The sequence below is a fragment of the Undibacterium sp. GrIS 1.8 genome, from assembly GCF_040544445.1.
In the GTDB taxonomy this organism is placed as follows: Bacteria; Pseudomonadota; Gammaproteobacteria; order Burkholderiales; family Burkholderiaceae_D; genus Undibacterium.
The window spans coordinates 1-17,481 of the sequence record NZ_JBEONQ010000025.1 but is presented as its reverse complement, the minus strand read 5'-3'; the positions used below and the strand labels follow the sequence as shown (position 1 = coordinate 17,481).

Below are 17,481 nucleotides of genomic sequence, written 5' to 3'. Positions count from 1 at the left end.
CTAGCTCGGAATATGGCGTTTACTTTGAGATTGATTACCACAACTTCAAATCAGACCGACATAAAAAAAGGCACATTGAACTGTGCCTTTTTTACCGGATTCACTTGCAGAACAAGCGTATTTTATTATTCTGCATATCAATCAAATTATGCTTAGCCCTTGCTGAAATTAGCAACGCCTTCCATGATTTCAGCTTTAGCATCTTCAGGGCCGCCCCATCCTTCGATCTTGACCCATTTGCCTTTTTCCAAATCTTTGTAGTGTTCAAAGAAATGCTGAATTTGACGCAAACGCAATTCGTTCATGTCTTCTGGTTTCTGCCAGTGGGAATAGATGGACAAAATTTTATCGACTGGCACGGCTAACACTTTAGCGTCGTTACCTGCTTCATCCGTCATTTTTAATACGCCAATTGCGCGGCAACGTACTACAACGCCAGGAATCAGCGGAAATGGTGTAATCACTAATACGTCAACTGGATCGCCATCACCAGCGATAGTTTGCGGGACATAGCCATAGTTGCATGGGTAATGCATTGCTGTGCCCATAAAACGATCAACAAAAATCGCGCCTGTGTCTTTATCAACTTCGTATTTAATTGGATCGGCATTCATCGGGATTTCAATGATGACATTGAAATCATTCGGCAAGTCACGGCCAGAAGGAACGTTATTTAAGCTCATATTGCTCTTTCAAAATAGAAGTCAAAAGTAAATCGGGGTGGATTATAGTCGTTTTTATAGACGCTTCGATAGCTAATTAGCTAGTCACTCACGCTCAGCAAGCAGTCCGCAATCTTCAACGGACGCTCTGGCTATAACATAGTAGCAATTGCGCATTGACGATAATGTTGCGCAGCATCATCAGCTTGCCCTAAAGCCTCGTGCAATTGTGCCAGCTTGAGATTAGATTCTCGTACGGTTCGGGACTCTGTTGCATCAGACAATGCCTGTTCCATATGACGTTGCGCCTTACCCCATAATTTTTGCTTAAGGCAAAGAGTACCTAAGGTTAAGGCCAGCTCTGGATCTGTTGGACGCTGTATAGTCCAGCGCTCACAGTGTTCAATCTGTCCCAATAAAGCGACTGAGCCTTCGCTTGCAGCAGCGTCGCGATAAATCCGCATTAATCTGTCATCCCACTCTTCAGCGACCGTCTTTTCAACGATCACTCGCGCATCCTCATGCAAGCCCCGTTCATTAAACGATTTAGCTGCGGTAAACGCGACGAAGCGATTTTTCCGGTCATCGGCAGGGATTTCGTACCAAACCCGACGCAGTGATTCTGCATCATGTCCATGATCAGTCAGCAAATCCTCATACGCCAATTCACGCAAACGATTTGATAAAGCCGGATGCAAAGCGCGGTGCTTGTCCAGAGTCCTTACTAGTTTTAATACTTCTGGCCACTTTTTAGCTTGCTGATTCGCTTTTAGTGCCCAGCGCAGTACTTGGATATGACGTGTGCCACTTGCATGCAACTCTTTAACAGCGTCAAGAGCTTGTTCTGCTTTGTGCTGATCAACCAGTAACTCGGTCATTGTGACTAAGCGAGCCGTTTTATAAGTCATGTCGGCTTCGGTACTTGCGAACCAGGAATCACGGCGCTCGAACTGGCCCATATGATGGGCTGCTCTGGCCGCAATTAATGCTGCAACTGCGGCATTATCTGGCAGTTCAACAGCGCGCAGAGCTGCTTTTTCTGCATGGCCAAAGCGCCCTTCAAATAAAGCCTTTAATGATTCTCTTAAAGCCTTATTGCCATCCCGTTCACGCTTACTTTGACGATACATTGCCACCTTACGCGGCATTTTTTGCGTAGTAACAATGGTGCGCATCACCAGATACAGCACGACAAACAAAACCAGTGTCAGGAATAAGAAAAAATTGAGTGAGATATCTATTCTGTAGGGCGGATAAAACAGCACTACGTTGCCGGGGTTATAGCGAGCACCTACGGCAAGACCAACTGCCATGGCAAATAGAATCAGAAGCCGGATAAAAAGACGCATATTCTTATTGAACCTTAGGGCTTCACTTTGTAGTTACGAACGGCATTCAAGCTCTCCGCCAATGTGGGCATTTCTATCGACAAATTACTACCCTGTACTTGTCTCAATAAAGCTTGCACTGATTGGGTTTGCTTCGCTCGTGTATCAAAATATTTAGTAATGGCATCTTGCGAGGCAATCAAATCATTGCGAAACATACTTTCATTACGCGACAACAATGCTAGTCGCGCATTTAACAGCCGCAACTTAAGATTTTCTCGGGCAAAGTAGCTTTGCGATGGTGTCAGCAATAACGCATCTGGTGTTTCAACATTACGGACTCTGATGAGTTGCTTAACTTCGTTCCACATCTCGCTGGAAAAACTTTGCCAGGCATCTTCTGCCCGCATCGTCCAGGAATTTTCAGGAATTTCATCAGGAGCGACTTTTTTACCATTTTTCAACAGCGGCACAGGAGATTTTGGCAATACTCGCAGAGGTGCTTTTGGTGGTGTCGCAGAAACAACTGATTTTTCATCTGCCCACAATGGAATATGATCAACTTGCGCGATGACACTATCCAGACGCAAAGCGATGCCTGTCAAATCGAGAATCGGCAAAGACTTCAGCTTATCGGTATCTTTGGCAATCGCACGGCGGATATTAATAAATTGCGGTTTGTCCGATTTAGCCAGGCGGCTATCTGCATTTTGCAAAGCGATTAAAGCACCTTGGACATTACCGGCCAATTGTAATTGCTGGCTAGCCGTCGAGAGTACCTGCTCGATTTCTGCCAATGCCCATTCGTCACGATTTTTAGATAAGTCTTGATACAGTTGATCCAGCGCTAATTGCTGACCTTGTGCCTCAACCTGCTTGCCCTCCAGCAGCGTCACTTTGGCCTGGATTTCCTTGGCGGACTCTTGTACCGTTTTTGCAAGTACTTTAGTTTCGCTGGTCGTACTCTCCGCGACTTGCAAACGCTTAGCAACCTCTTCGCGCAAGTTGTTTATCTGATTTTGTGAAGTCCACCAGTTGGCAGCCAGCAAAATCGCCAATACGCCGGATAACACATAAGCAGGTTGCGAAAACACTGGACCAGGCGCTTTTGCCGGTTCTGACGATGCGGGAGGTGATACCTGAGTTACAGGGAGTTCTGTCGATTTGTTCATCGATATAGTGTCGGATGGTGATTGCTGATCATTCATAGACGAGATTGTAACGCGACAAGCAGGTGTTCGTCGCCAGAACCTGTGAGAGTAATTGATTGGAAACCACAATTCTTTGCAGTTTCTGCGATACGGGCATGTGGCAGTATCAAATGCTGTTGTTGCAATTTTGCCACGATTCCATGAAAACCAGGCTGCTGCTCTAACTGTTTAGTCCAGGACAGCAAAGTTTGCAATGCCTCAGAGCTAGTGATAACCCATTGATTTTGCGTTTGCAAAAGTCTGCCAAGCTGATCTTGTCGCAACGATGTAAATTCGGGTGCCGTACGGCGATACGCTGCAATTTGGGTTACATCAATCCCCTTTGATCGCAGAGCATCGGCCAATAATTCGCGTCCGGTCTCACCTCTGATAATTAAAACTTTTTTATGGCGCAGGGCATCGATATCCAATTCGTCCAATAAAGTCTCAGAGTCAGTACGATCCGGGTTGTGGGGATAATAAATTGTGGTGTTGGCAGTCGTGATGCCAAGCTCATCTAATGCGGCCAGACTCCCGGCACCCATCACGGCAATTGGTATTTGGGCAGACCAGTTGTTTTTTAAACGGACAAACGTCGCCTGAATTGCATTGGGGCTGACGAAAGCCACCAGAGCGTAAGCCGACAAATCGACCAACAGACGATCGAAAGCGCTGTAATCCGTTAAGGGGTGAATCTCCAGCAAAGGAAAACGCACCACAGTCCGCCCCATCGCCGTAACTCGTTGCGACAAAGACTCTGCTTGGCTTATCAGGCTTATTGGAATTATCGGGCTTAGAGAGCGAATAGGACGGGTGACAATGACTGGCATATCAGGCATATCGTACATACAATTGCCTCGCTCTACTGTTTAATTTGCTGATCAATCTCACTGGCTTTTCGTAGAAGAGTCTGCCGTAGACTCCTCCTTGCAAGCCGCCAAGATAGCCTCCGCATCTTGTGCCGACAAGGCTTGCGCCACTTGCGCGCCTAATAGCTGGGCAGTTTCTATGCTACTGACTGCGCCACTGACAGCGGCACTGGCAATCCTGCTGCCATCTGGCATCCCTATCATGGCACGCAAGTGCATGACGCCATCGCTTATCGTCGCAAACGCGGCTAATGGCACCTGGCAGCTACCGCCAAAAGCTTTAGAAACAGTCCGCTCAGCGCTCACTGCCTGGGCAGTTAAATCGTGATTTAAAGGTGCTAACCATGTCATTAACTCTGGTCTGTCATCTGGTACTTCGATTGCCATCGCGCCCTGCCCCGCTGCTGGCAAGCTATGTTCCGGCTCCAAAAAATGACGGATTCTGCCCGGCACACCCAATCGTTTTAAACCTGCTGCTGCCAGAATAATTGCTGCATATTCACCGTTGTCCAGCTTGCGCAAACGGGTATCCAGGTTGCCGCGTAAAGGACGAATAATCAAATGCGGGAACCGAGCCGCAATCAAAGCCTGACGACGCAAGCTGCTGGTACCAACGACCGCGCCGTCGGGCAAAGTATCCAATCCGGCATAGTCATTTGACACAAACGCATCACGTGGATCTTCTCTCTCCAATACTGCCGCCAACGCAAAACCCTCAGGCAAATCCATAGGCACGTCTTTCAGCGAATGTACCGCCAAATCCGCACGTCCCTCTGCCATCGCCACTTCGAGCTCCTTCACAAACAACCCCTTGCCACCGACCTTGGATAAAGCTCTGTCAAGAATCTGGTCACCACGCGTCGTCATACCTAGAATCTCGATAATGCAATCGGGATAAAGTACCGCCAAGCGGTCGCGCACATGTTCTGCCTGCCACATGGCGAGGCGACTCTCACGCGAGGCGATAACTAATTTGGCAGGATGATTGGTGGGATCAAATTTGTTCAAGACTGACCTTCAGTGAAATGGTGCCGAATTTTATCACGCAGCTCTCGCCACTTGGGATTCAAACTTCACTCAAAAACAGGGGTGAAAATCATGGAAAGTACGAACGCAATCAGCCAGAGAGAAAGATACAGAAGAAGCAATATAACAGATGAAATTCCGAGCTAACTTGACAAAATATTAGGGCTGGCGGCATCATGACGCAACACAGCACGCAGTCTATTGTCATGCCGCCTCACTGCGCGGCATTTTTTATGCGCAGATTCAACATAAAAATCGGTGCTCTCGACATTGAAGGCATTAAAAAACACTACGGACCTAATAAATGTTATTGAAAGCGAAATGACTAATATTTCCGAAAATACGCAAAAATAGCAGGGGCTAGCAACGACAAATCTCCATAAAACCGAGCAAATTACAGTACAGAACAAACAGAGCACACTATGAGCGATACCATTACAACTGCAGCACCCAACGCAACATCCGCCGCAAACTCCGACATTACGTCAACCGCCCCTCGTGCCAGCAATAGCGTGCCGGAAGCAGGTAAACAACATCTGATTCTGACTGGTGACCGCCCTACCGGTCCATTGCATCTCGGCCACTTTGTCGGCAGCCTGCGCAATCGGGTTAAGTATCAGCATGAATATCAGCAATACATCATGCTGGCCGACGCCCAAGCCCTCACTGATAACATGGATGATCCCGCTAAAGTCCATAACAACGTGCTGGAAGTCGCGCTGGATTATCTGGCGGTCGGGATTGATCCGGCGAAGTCGACCATATTTATTCAGTCACAAATTCCTGAATTAACTGAACTGACTTTCTACTACTTAAATCTGGTCACGGTCGCGCGTCTGGAACGTAATCCAACGATCAAACAGGAAATCGTATTACGTAATTTTGAACGCGATATCCCAGCCGGCTTCCTGACCTACCCAGTCAGTCAGGCTGCGGATATCACCGCGTTTAAAGCCAGTCTGGTACCGGTCGGCGAGGATCAGATTCCGATGATTGAGCAAACCAACGAAATCGTGCGCCGCTTCAACCGTCTGGCTAAAAAGGACATTCTGGTTGAATGTCAGGCGCTGGTACCTGAGATTGGTCGCTTACCTGGTATCGACGGCAAAGCCAAAATGAGTAAATCCCTCGGCAACACCATCAATCTCGGTGCAACACCTGCAGAGATCAAGGCTGCGGTCAAAAATGTCTACACCGACCCTCTGCATTTGCGTGTAGATGATCCTGGTCATCTGGAAGGTAATGTTGCTTTCATCTATCTGGATGCATTTGATATTGACAAAATCGCCCTGCAAGAAATGAAAGATCACTATGTTAGTGGCGGTTTGGGCGACAGCAAAGTCAAGGCACGATTAGAAGGCGTTTTGCAAGATTTGCTCACCCCCATCCGCGCCCGCCGTGAAGAGTTCGCCAAAGATCGCGGGCAAGTGTTGCAGATGCTCAAACAAGGTACCGAGCGAGCGCGTGAAGTTGCCGCCAGAACCACCGATGAAGTCAAAGCAGCAATCGGTTTGAAGCATTTTTAATTCAGCTGGATAAAACTTGTGCGGGCGATAGAAAAGTTCACTTGCTTTTTGTTATCTGCACAAGTTAAATTATGCATAGATTTAGCATACTCCCCCTATAATTTATTAAAATATGCCTTACTGTCCAATGATTACACGGACAATAAAATATACCCTCCATCAGTATATATTTAAACTAAATTAATCAAACACCGGAAAACACCTAAGGGAGCGCTGAAAAGTGTTAAGAATTTTATGAGCAGCCCTCCAAGTTCCGCCAATATTCCTAGCCTCCACAGTCTTCGCAATTTACCCAGTCTTCCCAACCTCAGCTTGCAATCCGCCCGTGCGCTACATCTAGCAGCGCAAGGATTACTTCAATCTCCAAGAAAAAAAGCCAGCAAACAAGATGTGCTGGCACAAATTCGTCAAATGGCAGCGCTGCAAATCGACACCATCAGCGTGGTTGCACGCAGTCCGTATCTGGTGCTCTGGAGTCGTCTCGGGTCTTATCCGCAAACCTGGTTAGATGAGTTACTAGAGGAAGGTCAGATTTTTGAATACTGGTCGCACGAGGCCTGCTTTTTACCAATAGAGGATTACGGCTGGTACCGGCATCAGATGGTAGCGCCGGGCAAATTGGGCTGGAAATACAATCATCAATGGCTGAGTGACAATCAGGAGCAAGTCAATAAGGTCAAGCGCCATATCAAAAAACATGGTGCAACCCGCTCAGCGGACTTTGAACGTACTGATGGCAAAGCCGGTGGCTGGTGGGAATGGAAACCAGAAAAGCGCGCGCTCGAAGTCTTGTTCACCTTGGGCGAGGTGATGGTTGCCAAACGCCACAATTTCCAGCGGATTTACGACCTGCGTGAGCGTGTGCATCCCAGTTGGCAGGACCAACAGCATCTGCAACCACAACTCGCTTGCCAGCAACAACAGGTATTACAGGCTGTGCGAGCACTGGGCATGGCTAAAGCAAGTTGGGTCGCCGATTATTTTCGCATGGGAAAACTGGATACCCGTATTCAACCAGAGACCTTAGCGCAGCAAGGTTTGCTACTCAAAGCCACCGTGACTGGCTGGGATCAGATCGTCTACGTCCATTCCGACCACGCCAGTCTGCTTGAGCAGGCGGCGGCAGGCAAACTGAAAGCTACCAACACCCGGATTTTGTCGCCGTTTGATCCCGTGGTGTGGGATAGAAAACGGGCAATCGACTTATTCGACTTTGACTACAAACTAGAATGCTACACACCAGCACCCAAGCGGCAATATGGCTACTTCACCTTGCCAATATTACGCAATGGTGCACTGATCGGAAGGATGGACGCCAAAGCCCATCGCAAGGAAGGCCGCTTCGAAATCAAAGCATTGCATCTAGAAGCCGACGTCCGCATCAGCCAAGCGCTGGCAAACGATATCGCCAAAGTCGTCCAAGAATTTGCGGACTGGCACGGATGTGCTGCTATTGACGTCGGCTATTGCAGTTCTGAGCAATTGCAAACGATGCTGGCGGCGAGTTTTTGACAAATGCTGAACGCCTCAGTAGTGGACTAACGCCAAGACGGAATTTATAAATCTCGCGGCAGGTGGCGGATTTCAACCGTTCCACCGGCTTCATACACAGGGTTGCCGCGCAAAAATTGTTGCGCGTCTTCCAGATTTTTGGCATTCACGCGGACAAATCCAGTGACATCAGAATGAGACACTTTTTCTGTCCCATGTTTATTCAGAAAAAGTCCTCCTCCGACCGAGCTGCCACCGTTAAATTTCCCGGTTGTTTCTAGCTGCTGAAAATATCGCCCCCAAAGTGCACCATCCGCTGCGGCAACGACATCAACAGCATCGTTATACATGAATAAAATATATTCCTCCATTTGGGAACTCCTTAATTCTGGAATATAGACATTGAAACATCCGGTAAAAATTTCCAAAAATCTTTATAACAAATACAAAATAATTTACCGCACCAAAGCCTTAATCACAGGCCATTGCCGGCGCGATATCGGCAGGCGCTCTGTGCAGTCGCGCAAAATGACTTGCCAGGATTCGGTGACTTTTTCGTGATCGCTATCGGCATCAAACATAAATAATGCGCGTTCGACGCCGATGATGGCATTGCGTGCGACCAACGCATTTCTGTGTGCTCTGACAAAGACGTCAGCCATTTCATGTTCGATCGAGGTGAGTGATTCCTCCAGCAGATAATTACGCGTTTTGGTGTGCAGCGTCAGATATTTTTGTTCTGCTTTCAAGTACAAAACATCAGCGACAGGAATCAACAAAACCCGGTTGCGCTCAAATATAGAAAAAGACTGTCGTCTGTTGGGCAGCAGCGGCGCTACCGGCAGGATATCTTGAGCGTCAGGTGCCGGAACGGCTTGTTTGGAGCGAGCGTGGATCAGTCCGGCGCGGTTGATGGCTTCTGCCAAGCGACTGGCACGCACTGGCTTCAGCAGATAATCGATCGCGTGCACTTCAAACGCTTTAAGTGCATAGTCGTCATACGCCGTCACAAAAATAATCGTCGGTACTGGCGTTGTCTGCTGTTGCGACAGCGTTTGCAAGTGCTGCGCCAGCTCCAGACCCGTCATGCCGGGCATTTGCACATCGAGTAAAACAATATCAGGCCGCTGCACCAAAATACCCTCTAAAGCAGATTGTGCGTCACTAGCCTCACCCACTAGATTATTCGGACACTCTGGCTGGATGTCGTCCAAAAGCGTCGTCAGACGCTGTCTGGCGGGCGCCTCATCATCGACAATAAATATGTTGGGACTACTCATTTTTTCAGAGGGAAATGTAATTGCAAAACAAAAATGCCATCGACAATCTGATCACTCATTTGCGCTTCAATATCATAAAGCAAGGCCAGGCGCTGGCGTATGTTTTCTAATGCCATGTGGTTACCACCTAACACTTTGACGCCTGCATGAAAAGGATTGCTGATGCGGATCTCGATTTTATCCAGACTACGCTGGATACGTACACTAATGCTTGCCGCCGTTTGTGATGGTTCTATACCGTAATGCACAGCATTTTCTAGCAAAGGCTGTAGTAACAGGCTAGCAATATGTATATCGCGTAGTTCTTGTGGGGTCAGATTGATGATGCTCCATTCAACCTGAAGACGATCGCCCAAGCGAATTTTTTCTATCGACAGATATTGCTGACAGAGGTTAATTTCTTCCTGCAAAGTCGTAATATCGCGGGTATCACGCATCAGTACGCGGAACAGATCCGCCAAATCCTCCAGCGCAGTTTCTGCTCGACGGGGTTCAGTGCGAATCAGCGATAAAACTGCATTGAGACTATTGAATAAAAAATGTGGCCGGATTCGGGCCTGTAAAGCCTGCAAGCGAGCCTCGCCCAAGGCTGGCGAAAATGCCTTACTACGTAATTCAAAATAGTGTTGTAAAGCGATCCCGAATAAGAAACAAATGAAAGCGACATAGGCTTTGGACAATCGGGGATAAGTCAGGGTAAACCACTCAAAACCGCTCAGGGTCGATAATAAAAGCATCGCAATCAAGGCAGGTACAATGCCACATAGCAGTCTTTGCAACCATGCTGGCGAGCCGTCGCGCTCCGCCAGACGCCGGATACCGCACAAAGCAAAAAGTGATAGTAAACTGATCATTTCGATCAACATCGCACTTTCTGCAAACTCTTGAAAATTAAATAACCAGCCTTGTCCACGCGCCAACAAAGTCAACAATACCAGAACATTGACAGCGATCAGCACCCGCGAAATTACGCCGGTATTGCAGTAATCGGGAATCAATAAATCCGTGGGAGTACGATTTGTTTGCTTGGTCATAAAGGGAAACAGGTCGTGGGTGTTTTATAATCGGGGAATTCAGCGTTTTTGAGCATGGTTCACTTTATACTTCGGCTTAATGTCGTTGGCACTTCTAAAACTTCACACTCAAGCGCTATCCGCATCATCCTATTATTCGCCTTACAAAGTTAGCTATGACATCACAATTCTCTAAAAAAAGCGAGGCATGGTCTGCCCGTTTCTCCGAACCGGTATCTGATCTGGTCAAACGTTACACTGCCTCGGTCTTTTTTGATAATCGCATGGCCGCTTTTGATATCCAAGGTTCGCTGGCACATGCGGAGATGTTATCAGCACAAAACATTATCACTGCACAAGATTATGCCGATATCCAACGTGGTCTGGCACAAATAAAATCTGAGATCGACGCCGGTACTTTTGTGTGGTTGCTTGATCTGGAAGATGTCCACCTGAATATTGAAAAGCGGCTGACCGAATTAGTCGGCGATGCCGGCAAACGTCTGCACACCGGTCGCTCGCGCAATGATCAGGTCGCTACTGACATCCGTTTATATGTGCGCGCTGCGATTGATAATATCGTTGGCTTACTCGGTGATTTGCGCTCTGCTCTGCTGGATCTGGCAGAAAATAATGCGGAAACGATTTTGCCGGGCTTTACCCATATGCAAGTCGCACAACCGATCACGTTTGGTCACCATATTCTGGCGTATGTAGAAATGTTCAGCCGTGATGCCGAGCGTATGGTGGATTGCCGTAAACGCGTCAATCGTTTGCCGCTGGGCGCTGCTGCACTGGCTGGTACGACCTTCCCGATTGACCGTGAACGTGTCGCAAAAACACTGGGTTTTGATGATGTATGCCACAACTCGCTGGATGCAGTATCTGATCGTGATTTTGCGATTGAATTTTGCGCAGCGGCGGCGCTGATCATGACGCATATCTCTCGTATGTCAGAAGAGCTAGTAATCTGGATGAGTCCGCGGGTCGGCTTTATCGATATTGCAGATCGCTTCTGCACAGGCTCATCGATCATGCCGCAAAAGAAAAATCCTGATGTGCCAGAACTGGCACGTGGCAAAACGGGTCGCGTCAATGGTCATTTAATCGCCTTGCTCACCTTGATGAAAGGTCAGCCACTGGCCTACAACAAAGATAATCAGGAAGATAAAGAGCCGCTATTTGATACGGTAGATACCATCACTGACACCTTGCGTATTTTTGCCGATATGGCAGGCGGCATTACTGTGAAGCCAGACGCAATGCGTGCTGCGGCATTGCAAGGTTATGCAACAGCGACCGACCTGGCAGATTATCTGGTCAAGCGTGGCTTGCCTTTCCGCGATGCGCATGAGGCTGTAGCGCATGCAGTCAAAACATGTGTAGATAAAGGCTGCGATCTAAGTGATATGAGTCTGGGTGAGTTACGTGCTTTCTCAAGTCTGATCGGAGCGGATGTGTTTGCCGTATTGACGCTGGAGGGCTCCGTCGCCGCACGTGACCATATCGGCGGCACTGCACCTAATCAGGTAAAAGCAGCGATTGTCCGTGCCCGCAATAAACTTGCAGCAAACCTATAGCATCTTAAATAGGCAAGTAGTTCAGCGAGTAATTCAGCAAACGATTCAATAAATAAATTAGCAAATAAAAAGGAGGACTTAGTCCTCCCTTTTTACGTCCATCTTCGTTTGATCATTCCTGCCAATCAGATTTATTTGATTGCGCTACGATCCCGAACAAACATCGCTGTCAGCATACCGATCACACAAACGCCCATTACATAATAAGCTGGTGCAAGTGGATTATCTTTCAGCAATAAGGTCACAACAATTGGCGTCAAACCACCGAATATTGCATATGCCACATTGTATGAAAATGACAGTCCTGAGAACCGAACCTGCGCCGGAAAAGCATTGACCAACACAAATGGAACAGCGCCCACGACACCAACCGCAAAACCGGTTAAGGCATACAGCGGCAATAGCATTTCTGGATTGGTCTTAATTGTTGTGAACAGAAAATAAGTACAGATCAGCAGAAATAAATCGCCCAAAAACAATATACGTTTAGCGCCGAATTTATCAGACAACAATCCGGCAACTACACAGCCAGCGGTCAAACACAAAGTTGCAACGCTGTTTGCCATTAATGCCGTGCGTCCATCAAAACCATAGATTTTTTGAAGAAAAGTTGGTGTCATCAAAATCACCACCACAATCGCAGCCGACAACATCCAGGTCAACAGCATGGACACAGCAACCGCGCCGCGATGATCGCGCAATACGGTTTTGAGCGGCATCTCAGCAGCCAGAGCTTTACGCTTTTGTAATTCTGCAAATACCGGTGTCTCATGCAACCACCGACGTAAATACATAGCAGCGATGCCAAATATCCCACCTAACAAAAATGGCAAACGCCAAGCCCAGTCAGTCAACTCCACTGGCGTAAAAATCGTATTCATCGCGGTTGCAACCAATGATCCTAACAAGATACCGCTAGTCAGACCTGCAGTCAGCGTGCCGCAAGCGTAACCTACGTTTTTAGCTGGCACGTGTTCAGATACAAAGACCCATGCACCAGGCACTTCACCACCTACGGCAGCACCTTGCAAAATACGCAGTATCAACAAGGCGATTGGTGCAAAAATACCGATAGTCTGATAAGTCGGCAGCAAACCCATCATCAGCGTGGGTACCGACATCAATAAGATGGATAAAGTAAACATCCTTTTGCGCCCTAGCAGATCGCCAAAGTGCGCCATGATGATGCCACCCAAGGGACGCGCCAGATAACCTGCCGCAAAAATCCCAAAAGTCTGTAATTGACGCAGCCATTCAGGCACAGATGGCGGGAAGAATAATTTACCAATCACCGTAGCAAAAAACACGAAAATAATAAAGTCGTAAAACTCTAATGCGCCACCAAGCGCAGCTAACGACAGTGTTTTGTAATCTTGTTTGGTCAGCAGGCGATTTTCTTGATTAACATCGGTGCTGGCCAGATTGCCGCCACCAGCATAAACATTGTCCTTATTATTCATTCATTGTCTCCTCTATTTTTTAATTTCTTATTAAGTTAAGAAGTCTTACCCGCTGCTTAAATTGTCCATTCAATTTTTTATTGACTTGTTCAATAAAGCTGCCAGAGCCGGACTCGACTTCCTAACTTTCCCTTTTTGCTAACTATTACTCTCTTTTGCTAACTGCCTGCTACCGTCATACTTTCAATTAGAATTGAACCTGTTTGTTTAGTGCCACGTGTCAGCGTATCCGCGCCGATTGCCACAATGTGCTGAAACATATCGCGCATGTTGCCAGCAATCGTAATTTCTTCTACCGGATATTGAATCACTCCGCGCTCAACCCAAAAACCAGAGGCGCCGCGGGAATAATCGCCGGTCACATAATTAACGCCCTCGCCCATCAACTCGGTCACTAGTAAGCCCGTGTCCATTTTTTTCAACATGGCTTTAAAGTTATCTGTCTTTGTAGTCAATGCCGAAGTCATAGACAAATTATGCGATCCACCTGCGTTACCGGTGGTTTTCATCTTCATTTTCCGGGCGGAATAGCAAGACAGGAAATAGCCTTGCAACACGCCGTTTTTAACCACATCACGACGCTGTGTCTTGACACCCTCATCATCAAATGGGGACGAGCCTACTGCACCAATGACATGAGGATCTTCCAGAATTTCGATGTGGGATGGAAAAATTTGCGCCCCTAAACTATCCAACAAAAAACTGGATTTGCGATATAAAGCACCGCCAGAAACCGCTTGCACAAACGATCCCAGCAATCCCGCTGCTAATGGAGCTTCAAACAATACCGGACACTTACGGGTATCTAATTTGCGTGCGTTCAAACGTGCCAACGCACGTTCAGCGGCATAACGACCTATAACCTCTGGCGAGGCTAATTTTTTTGCGTTGCGCTGCGATGAATACCAATAATCGCGCTGCATACGAGCGCCTTTGCCCGCAATCGGCGCTACCGAAATGGTGTGACGAGAGAAGGGATAACCGCCGATAAAGCCGCGCGAATTAGCCGCGATAAAATGCGATTGCTGTGCGTGAATACTGGCACCTTCGCTATTGGTAATACGTTTATCGACTGCCACAGCTGCCGCTTCTGTACGGGTGGCAAGATCAATTGCCTCCTCTGCCGTGATCAGCCATGGGTAGCAAAGTTTTAAATCTTGCGGATGCATTTCTAATAAATCCGCTTCAGGCAAGCCTGCGCAATCATCCTCTGCCGTAAAACGGGCGATGTTATAGGCGGCATCGACAGTTGCCTGTAAAGAGGAACTGGAAAAATCGGACGTACTGGCATTACCACGCTTTTGGCCAATGTAGACGGTAACGCCTATGCCTTTATCGCGGTTTTGCTCTATGGTTTCTATCTTGGCTTTGCGCACACTGATGGATAAACCACCACCTTCGCTAATTTCGACAGCGGCATCAGACGCGCCTTTTTCACGCGCAAAACGTAAGACATCCTCTGCGATTTGCTTCAATTGATCTTGAGTATGGGTAAAAACAGGCTTGCTCATAGGCTAGGTTTCTTTGGAGTCATCGATAAACAAGGTATCATAGCAGCCGTTTCATTAAGTTTATAGAATAAAGGCGAATCAATTATGCCAAATCCAAACCGAGGCTCCTGCGGCTTCAAGTCCAACGAATTCGAGCAAGAATACGAGCGCCCCTCCAAATCGCAACTCAAACGCGAGAGTGACGCCCTGCAAAAATTAGGGCAAGAACTGATCGACCAGCCACGAGACCGTGTTAAACGCGTCCCGATGCCGGAAGACGTGCGCGATGCGATTTTAATGTGTCAGACCATCAAAGATCACGAGGGTCGCCGTCGTCAATTGCAATTTGTCGGCAAAAAAATGCGTACTCTGGATGAAGAAGAAATTGCTCTCATCCAGAAAACCATCGATAGCTGGAAAGGTAAGTCCAAATCCGACACCGCCGCCATGCATGCGCTGGAGCGCAGACGCGATAAATTGCTGACCGATGACAAAGCATTGACTGAACTGCTGGAGCAAAATCCAGAACTCGACGTGCAACATCTGCGTAATCTGATCCGCAATGCGCGTAAAGAACAGGCAGAAAACAAGCCGCCAAAAGCTTATCGTGAAATTTTTCAGATTCTGAAAGATATCCAGGTCGCTCAACGTGCTGCGCAGAAAAAAGCTGCTGGCGATTTAGCTGATGCGGAATCTGATGACGAAGATGACTTCGATGATGATGCTGATGATGCTAAACATGAGCAACATGACGACTAAATCAGCCACTGAGTTAAAAAATACTGAAGTAGAAAATACTGAAGTAAAAGATAAAAAACCAGACCATTTAAAAATTGGTCTGGTTTCTATTTCTGACCGCGCTTCTGCTGGTATTTATCAAGATCAGGGTTTACCTGCTTTGCAAGACTGGTTTGGTAGCGCGCTTAGCAGCTCATGGAGTATGGAAACTCGCTTAATCCCAGATGAACGTGCTGCCATTGAGCGGGCCTTGATTGAGCTGGTCGATCAGGAGCAATGCCATCTGGTCATTACTACAGGTGGAACTGGTCCCTCACGACGCGATGTCACTCCAGAAGCCACTTTGGCCGTCGCCACAAAAGAAATGCCAGGTTTTGGTGAGCAAATGCGGCAAATCAGTCTGCAATTTGTGCCGACAGCAATCTTATCGCGTCAAGTTGCAGTCATACGAGAGACGGCAGAGCATGCCGCGCTGATTCTGAATTTGCCTGGACAGCCTAAGTCGATCAAAGAAACGCTAGAAGGCTTGAAAGATGCCGACGGCAAGCAACTCGTCTCTGGTATTTTTGCTGCGATCCCCTATTGCATAGATTTAATTGGTGGTCCGTATATCGAAACGCACGATGCAATTTGTAAAGTGTTTCGGCCAAAATCGGCTATTCGTAGCAAAGCATAGCTCGCTACACTCTCACTTTCGACATCCCTAAAATGATCCGATCAAAAAAGCTAACTTCTTTAAAAAGACGCTGGCTTTTTGGTGCGACCTTAGGTGGTGTAATCTCTATAGTATCGATGGTATGCCGCAGTAGTTTTAGTCAAACCAGCGCAACAAAACCTTTGCCATTGCCTTCAAAAACCACACCAACCTCAAAGTCCAATATGAGCACATTACTTGACACCGTAGAACTCGAAAGCGCCCCCAATCCGACCGTCGCCATCATCTGGATGCATGGCCTTGGCGCGGACGCAAATGACTTCGTTCCGATTGTGAAAGAATTGAATCTAAAAGGCTGCCCAGCAATCCGCTTTGTGTTCCCGAATGCACCTGTGATGCCAGTCACGATTAACGGGGGGCATGCAATGCGCGCTTGGTACGATATTTTGGGCACCGACATCGCCAGACGTGAGGATGAAAAAGGTCTGCGCAGCTCACAAATATTGATAGAGCAGTTGATCGCCCGTGAGAATGCCCGTGGCATCCCGGCTAGCCGCATTATCCTCGCGGGCTTCTCCCAAGGCTGCGCCATGGCGCTGCAAACTGGATTGCGCCATACCGAAAAATTGGCGGGTCTGATGTGTCTATCTGGTTATGTGCCATTGCGCGATCTGGTCGCCAACGAACGTCATGCATCGAATCAACATACGCCTATCTATCTGGCGCATGGTCGTGCTGATCAGGTAATCGCCATCGCCAGAGCAGAACAATCGCGCGATCTTTTAAAATCCTTAGGCTACCCAGTGGAATGGCATGAGTACATGATGCAACACTCGGTCTGCCAAGAAGAAATTGACGATATCAGTAGCTGGCTGAGAAAGGTATTAGCCTGATTTTTTGTTTGGTACTGAAGCGCGTCACAAGCACGTATCGATGCTCTGGTAATGGGTCTGAATTGCAGACAATGTAGCTTCTGCACCTCGTCATCGCACTTGAAAAACAGCTTCAGCGCACTTAGAAGCCAATAATATACTAGGGGAGTGTATTTTTAATCGTCCAATGATTATTTGGACAATAAGGTAGGCGGATTCAGCTACGAAGAGCAACGGGAGGTAAGTTTTAGTGGGAGTATATCCAAATTATAAAAAACCTCAAACGGCGTTCGATAGCCGA

General features: G+C 47.6%; 16 protein-coding genes. 6 read left to right on the top strand and 10 right to left on the bottom strand.

Annotation, left to right across the window (positions count from 1 at the left end):
- Positions 1–152: 152 nt before the first annotated feature.
- The 5 genes from ppa to hemC all read right to left on the bottom strand — a co-directional run bounded on the left by ppa (position 153) and on the right by hemC (position 5,057).
- Positions 153–683 (bottom strand): inorganic diphosphatase, encoded by a 531-nt coding sequence (gene ppa, locus AAKU64_RS13055; protein ID WP_354332553.1) that lies wholly within the window; start codon positions 681–683, stop codon positions 153–155.
- A 131-nt stretch (positions 684–814) separates the two neighbouring features.
- A complete protein-coding gene (locus AAKU64_RS13050) occupies positions 815–2,011 on the bottom strand; it encodes a heme biosynthesis HemY N-terminal domain-containing protein (protein ID WP_354332554.1) in 1,197 nt (398 codons plus the stop codon).
- Positions 2,012–2,025: 14 nt separating this feature from the next.
- The gene (locus AAKU64_RS13045) at positions 2,026–3,162 is read right to left on the bottom strand and encodes a uroporphyrinogen-III C-methyltransferase (protein WP_503012607.1); all 1,137 of its coding nucleotides are present in this window, start codon (positions 3,160–3,162) and stop codon (positions 2,026–2,028) included.
- Between the two features lie 32 nt (positions 3,163–3,194).
- Entirely contained in the window at positions 3,195–4,028 is an 834-nt protein-coding gene (locus tag AAKU64_RS13040; RefSeq protein WP_354332558.1) for a uroporphyrinogen-III synthase, read from the bottom strand.
- Between the two features lie 39 nt (positions 4,029–4,067).
- Positions 4,068–5,057: a hydroxymethylbilane synthase gene (hemC, locus tag AAKU64_RS13035; RefSeq protein ID WP_354332560.1), complete on the bottom strand. Its 990-nt coding sequence runs from the start codon at positions 5,055–5,057 to the stop codon at positions 4,068–4,070.
- 440 nt (positions 5,058–5,497) lie between these two features.
- On the opposite strand from hemC, the gene trpS reads away from it, so the two are divergent.
- Positions 5,498–6,601 carry a tryptophan--tRNA ligase gene (trpS, locus tag AAKU64_RS13030; protein WP_354332561.1) on the top strand — a complete coding sequence of 368 codons (1,104 nt, stop codon included), beginning with the start codon at positions 5,498–5,500 and terminating at the stop codon, positions 6,599–6,601.
- 234 nt (positions 6,602–6,835) lie between these two features.
- The gene (locus AAKU64_RS13025; RefSeq protein WP_354332563.1) at positions 6,836–8,113 is read left to right on the top strand and encodes a winged helix-turn-helix domain-containing protein; all 1,278 of its coding nucleotides are present in this window, start codon (positions 6,836–6,838) and stop codon (positions 8,111–8,113) included.
- A gap of 44 nt (positions 8,114–8,157) precedes the next feature.
- Here the strand turns inward: AAKU64_RS13025 and AAKU64_RS13020 are convergent, their stop codons facing one another.
- The 3 genes from AAKU64_RS13020 to AAKU64_RS13010 form a co-directional block, all read right to left on the bottom strand.
- Positions 8,158–8,463, bottom strand: a complete 306-nt coding sequence (locus tag AAKU64_RS13020) for a YciI family protein (RefSeq protein WP_354332565.1) — start codon at positions 8,461–8,463, stop codon at positions 8,158–8,160.
- 84 nt (positions 8,464–8,547) lie between these two features.
- Positions 8,548–9,372: a LytR/AlgR family response regulator transcription factor gene (locus AAKU64_RS13015; RefSeq protein WP_354332567.1), complete on the bottom strand. Its 825-nt coding sequence runs from the start codon at positions 9,370–9,372 to the stop codon at positions 8,548–8,550.
- Positions 9,369–10,406 carry a sensor histidine kinase gene (locus AAKU64_RS13010; protein ID WP_354332569.1) on the bottom strand — a complete coding sequence of 346 codons (1,038 nt, stop codon included), beginning with the start codon at positions 10,404–10,406 and terminating at the stop codon, positions 9,369–9,371. Before AAKU64_RS13010 ends, AAKU64_RS13015 begins: the two co-directional genes overlap by 4 nt.
- A 155-nt stretch (positions 10,407–10,561) precedes the next feature.
- Between AAKU64_RS13010 and argH the strand changes: the two genes are divergently transcribed.
- Positions 10,562–11,965: an argininosuccinate lyase gene (gene argH, locus AAKU64_RS13005; RefSeq protein WP_354332571.1), complete on the top strand. Its 1,404-nt coding sequence runs from the start codon at positions 10,562–10,564 to the stop codon at positions 11,963–11,965.
- Between the two features lie 131 nt (positions 11,966–12,096).
- Here the strand turns inward: argH and AAKU64_RS13000 are convergent, their stop codons facing one another.
- Both AAKU64_RS13000 and pmbA read right to left on the bottom strand, forming a co-directional pair.
- On the bottom strand, positions 12,097–13,425 hold the full coding sequence (locus AAKU64_RS13000; RefSeq protein ID WP_322118289.1) for an MFS transporter: 1,329 nt from the start codon (positions 13,423–13,425) through the stop codon (positions 12,097–12,099).
- Between the two features lie 158 nt (positions 13,426–13,583).
- On the bottom strand, positions 13,584–14,936 hold the full coding sequence (gene pmbA / locus AAKU64_RS12995) for a metalloprotease PmbA (RefSeq protein ID WP_354362224.1): 1,353 nt from the start codon (positions 14,934–14,936) through the stop codon (positions 13,584–13,586).
- Between the two features lie 84 nt (positions 14,937–15,020).
- On the opposite strand from pmbA, the gene yjgA reads away from it, so the two are divergent.
- The 3 genes from yjgA to AAKU64_RS12980 all read left to right on the top strand — a co-directional run bounded on the left by yjgA (position 15,021) and on the right by AAKU64_RS12980 (position 17,201).
- Positions 15,021–15,674 (top strand): ribosome biogenesis factor YjgA, encoded by a 654-nt coding sequence (gene yjgA / locus AAKU64_RS12990; protein WP_354332575.1) that lies wholly within the window; start codon positions 15,021–15,023, stop codon positions 15,672–15,674.
- On the top strand, positions 15,664–16,329 hold the full coding sequence (gene mog, locus AAKU64_RS12985) for a molybdopterin adenylyltransferase (RefSeq protein ID WP_503012705.1): 666 nt from the start codon (positions 15,664–15,666) through the stop codon (positions 16,327–16,329). The genes yjgA and mog overlap by 11 nt, the downstream gene beginning before the upstream one ends.
- A 203-nt stretch (positions 16,330–16,532) precedes the next feature.
- The gene (locus AAKU64_RS12980) at positions 16,533–17,201 is read left to right on the top strand and encodes an alpha/beta hydrolase (RefSeq protein ID WP_354335866.1); all 669 of its coding nucleotides are present in this window, start codon (positions 16,533–16,535) and stop codon (positions 17,199–17,201) included.
- Positions 17,202–17,481: the final 280 nt, after the last annotated feature.

Coding starts and splice junctions, on each gene's coding strand:
- ppa (WP_354332553.1), bottom strand. CDS start 683: ATGAGCTTAAATAACGTTCCTTCTGGCCGTGACTTGCCGAATGATTTC.
- AAKU64_RS13050 (WP_354332554.1), bottom strand. CDS start 2,011: ATGCGTCTTTTTATCCGGCTTCTGATTCTATTTGCCATGGCAGTTGGT.
- AAKU64_RS13045 (WP_503012607.1), bottom strand. CDS start 3,162: ATGAACAAATCGACAGAACTCCCTGTAACTCAGGTATCACCTCCCGCA.
- AAKU64_RS13040 (WP_354332558.1), bottom strand. CDS start 4,028: ATGTACGATATGCCTGATATGCCAGTCATTGTCACCCGTCCTATTCGC.
- trpS (WP_354332561.1), top strand. CDS start 5,498: ATGAGCGATACCATTACAACTGCAGCACCCAACGCAACATCCGCCGCA.
- AAKU64_RS13025 (WP_354332563.1), top strand. CDS start 6,836: ATGAGCAGCCCTCCAAGTTCCGCCAATATTCCTAGCCTCCACAGTCTT.
- AAKU64_RS13020 (WP_354332565.1), bottom strand. CDS start 8,463: ATGGAGGAATATATTTTATTCATGTATAACGATGCTGTTGATGTCGTT.
- AAKU64_RS13015 (WP_354332567.1), bottom strand. CDS start 9,372: ATGAGTAGTCCCAACATATTTATTGTCGATGATGAGGCGCCCGCCAGA.
- AAKU64_RS13010 (WP_354332569.1), bottom strand. CDS start 10,406: ATGACCAAGCAAACAAATCGTACTCCCACGGATTTATTGATTCCCGAT.
- argH (WP_354332571.1), top strand. CDS start 10,562: ATGACATCACAATTCTCTAAAAAAAGCGAGGCATGGTCTGCCCGTTTC.
- AAKU64_RS13000 (WP_322118289.1), bottom strand. CDS start 13,425: ATGAATAATAAGGACAATGTTTATGCTGGTGGCGGCAATCTGGCCAGC.
- pmbA (WP_354362224.1), bottom strand. CDS start 14,936: ATGAGCAAGCCTGTTTTTACCCATACTCAAGATCAATTGAAGCAAATC.
- yjgA (WP_354332575.1), top strand. CDS start 15,021: ATGCCAAATCCAAACCGAGGCTCCTGCGGCTTCAAGTCCAACGAATTC.
- mog (WP_503012705.1), top strand. CDS start 15,664: ATGACGACTAAATCAGCCACTGAGTTAAAAAATACTGAAGTAGAAAAT.
- AAKU64_RS12980 (WP_354335866.1), top strand. CDS start 16,533: ATGAGCACATTACTTGACACCGTAGAACTCGAAAGCGCCCCCAATCCG.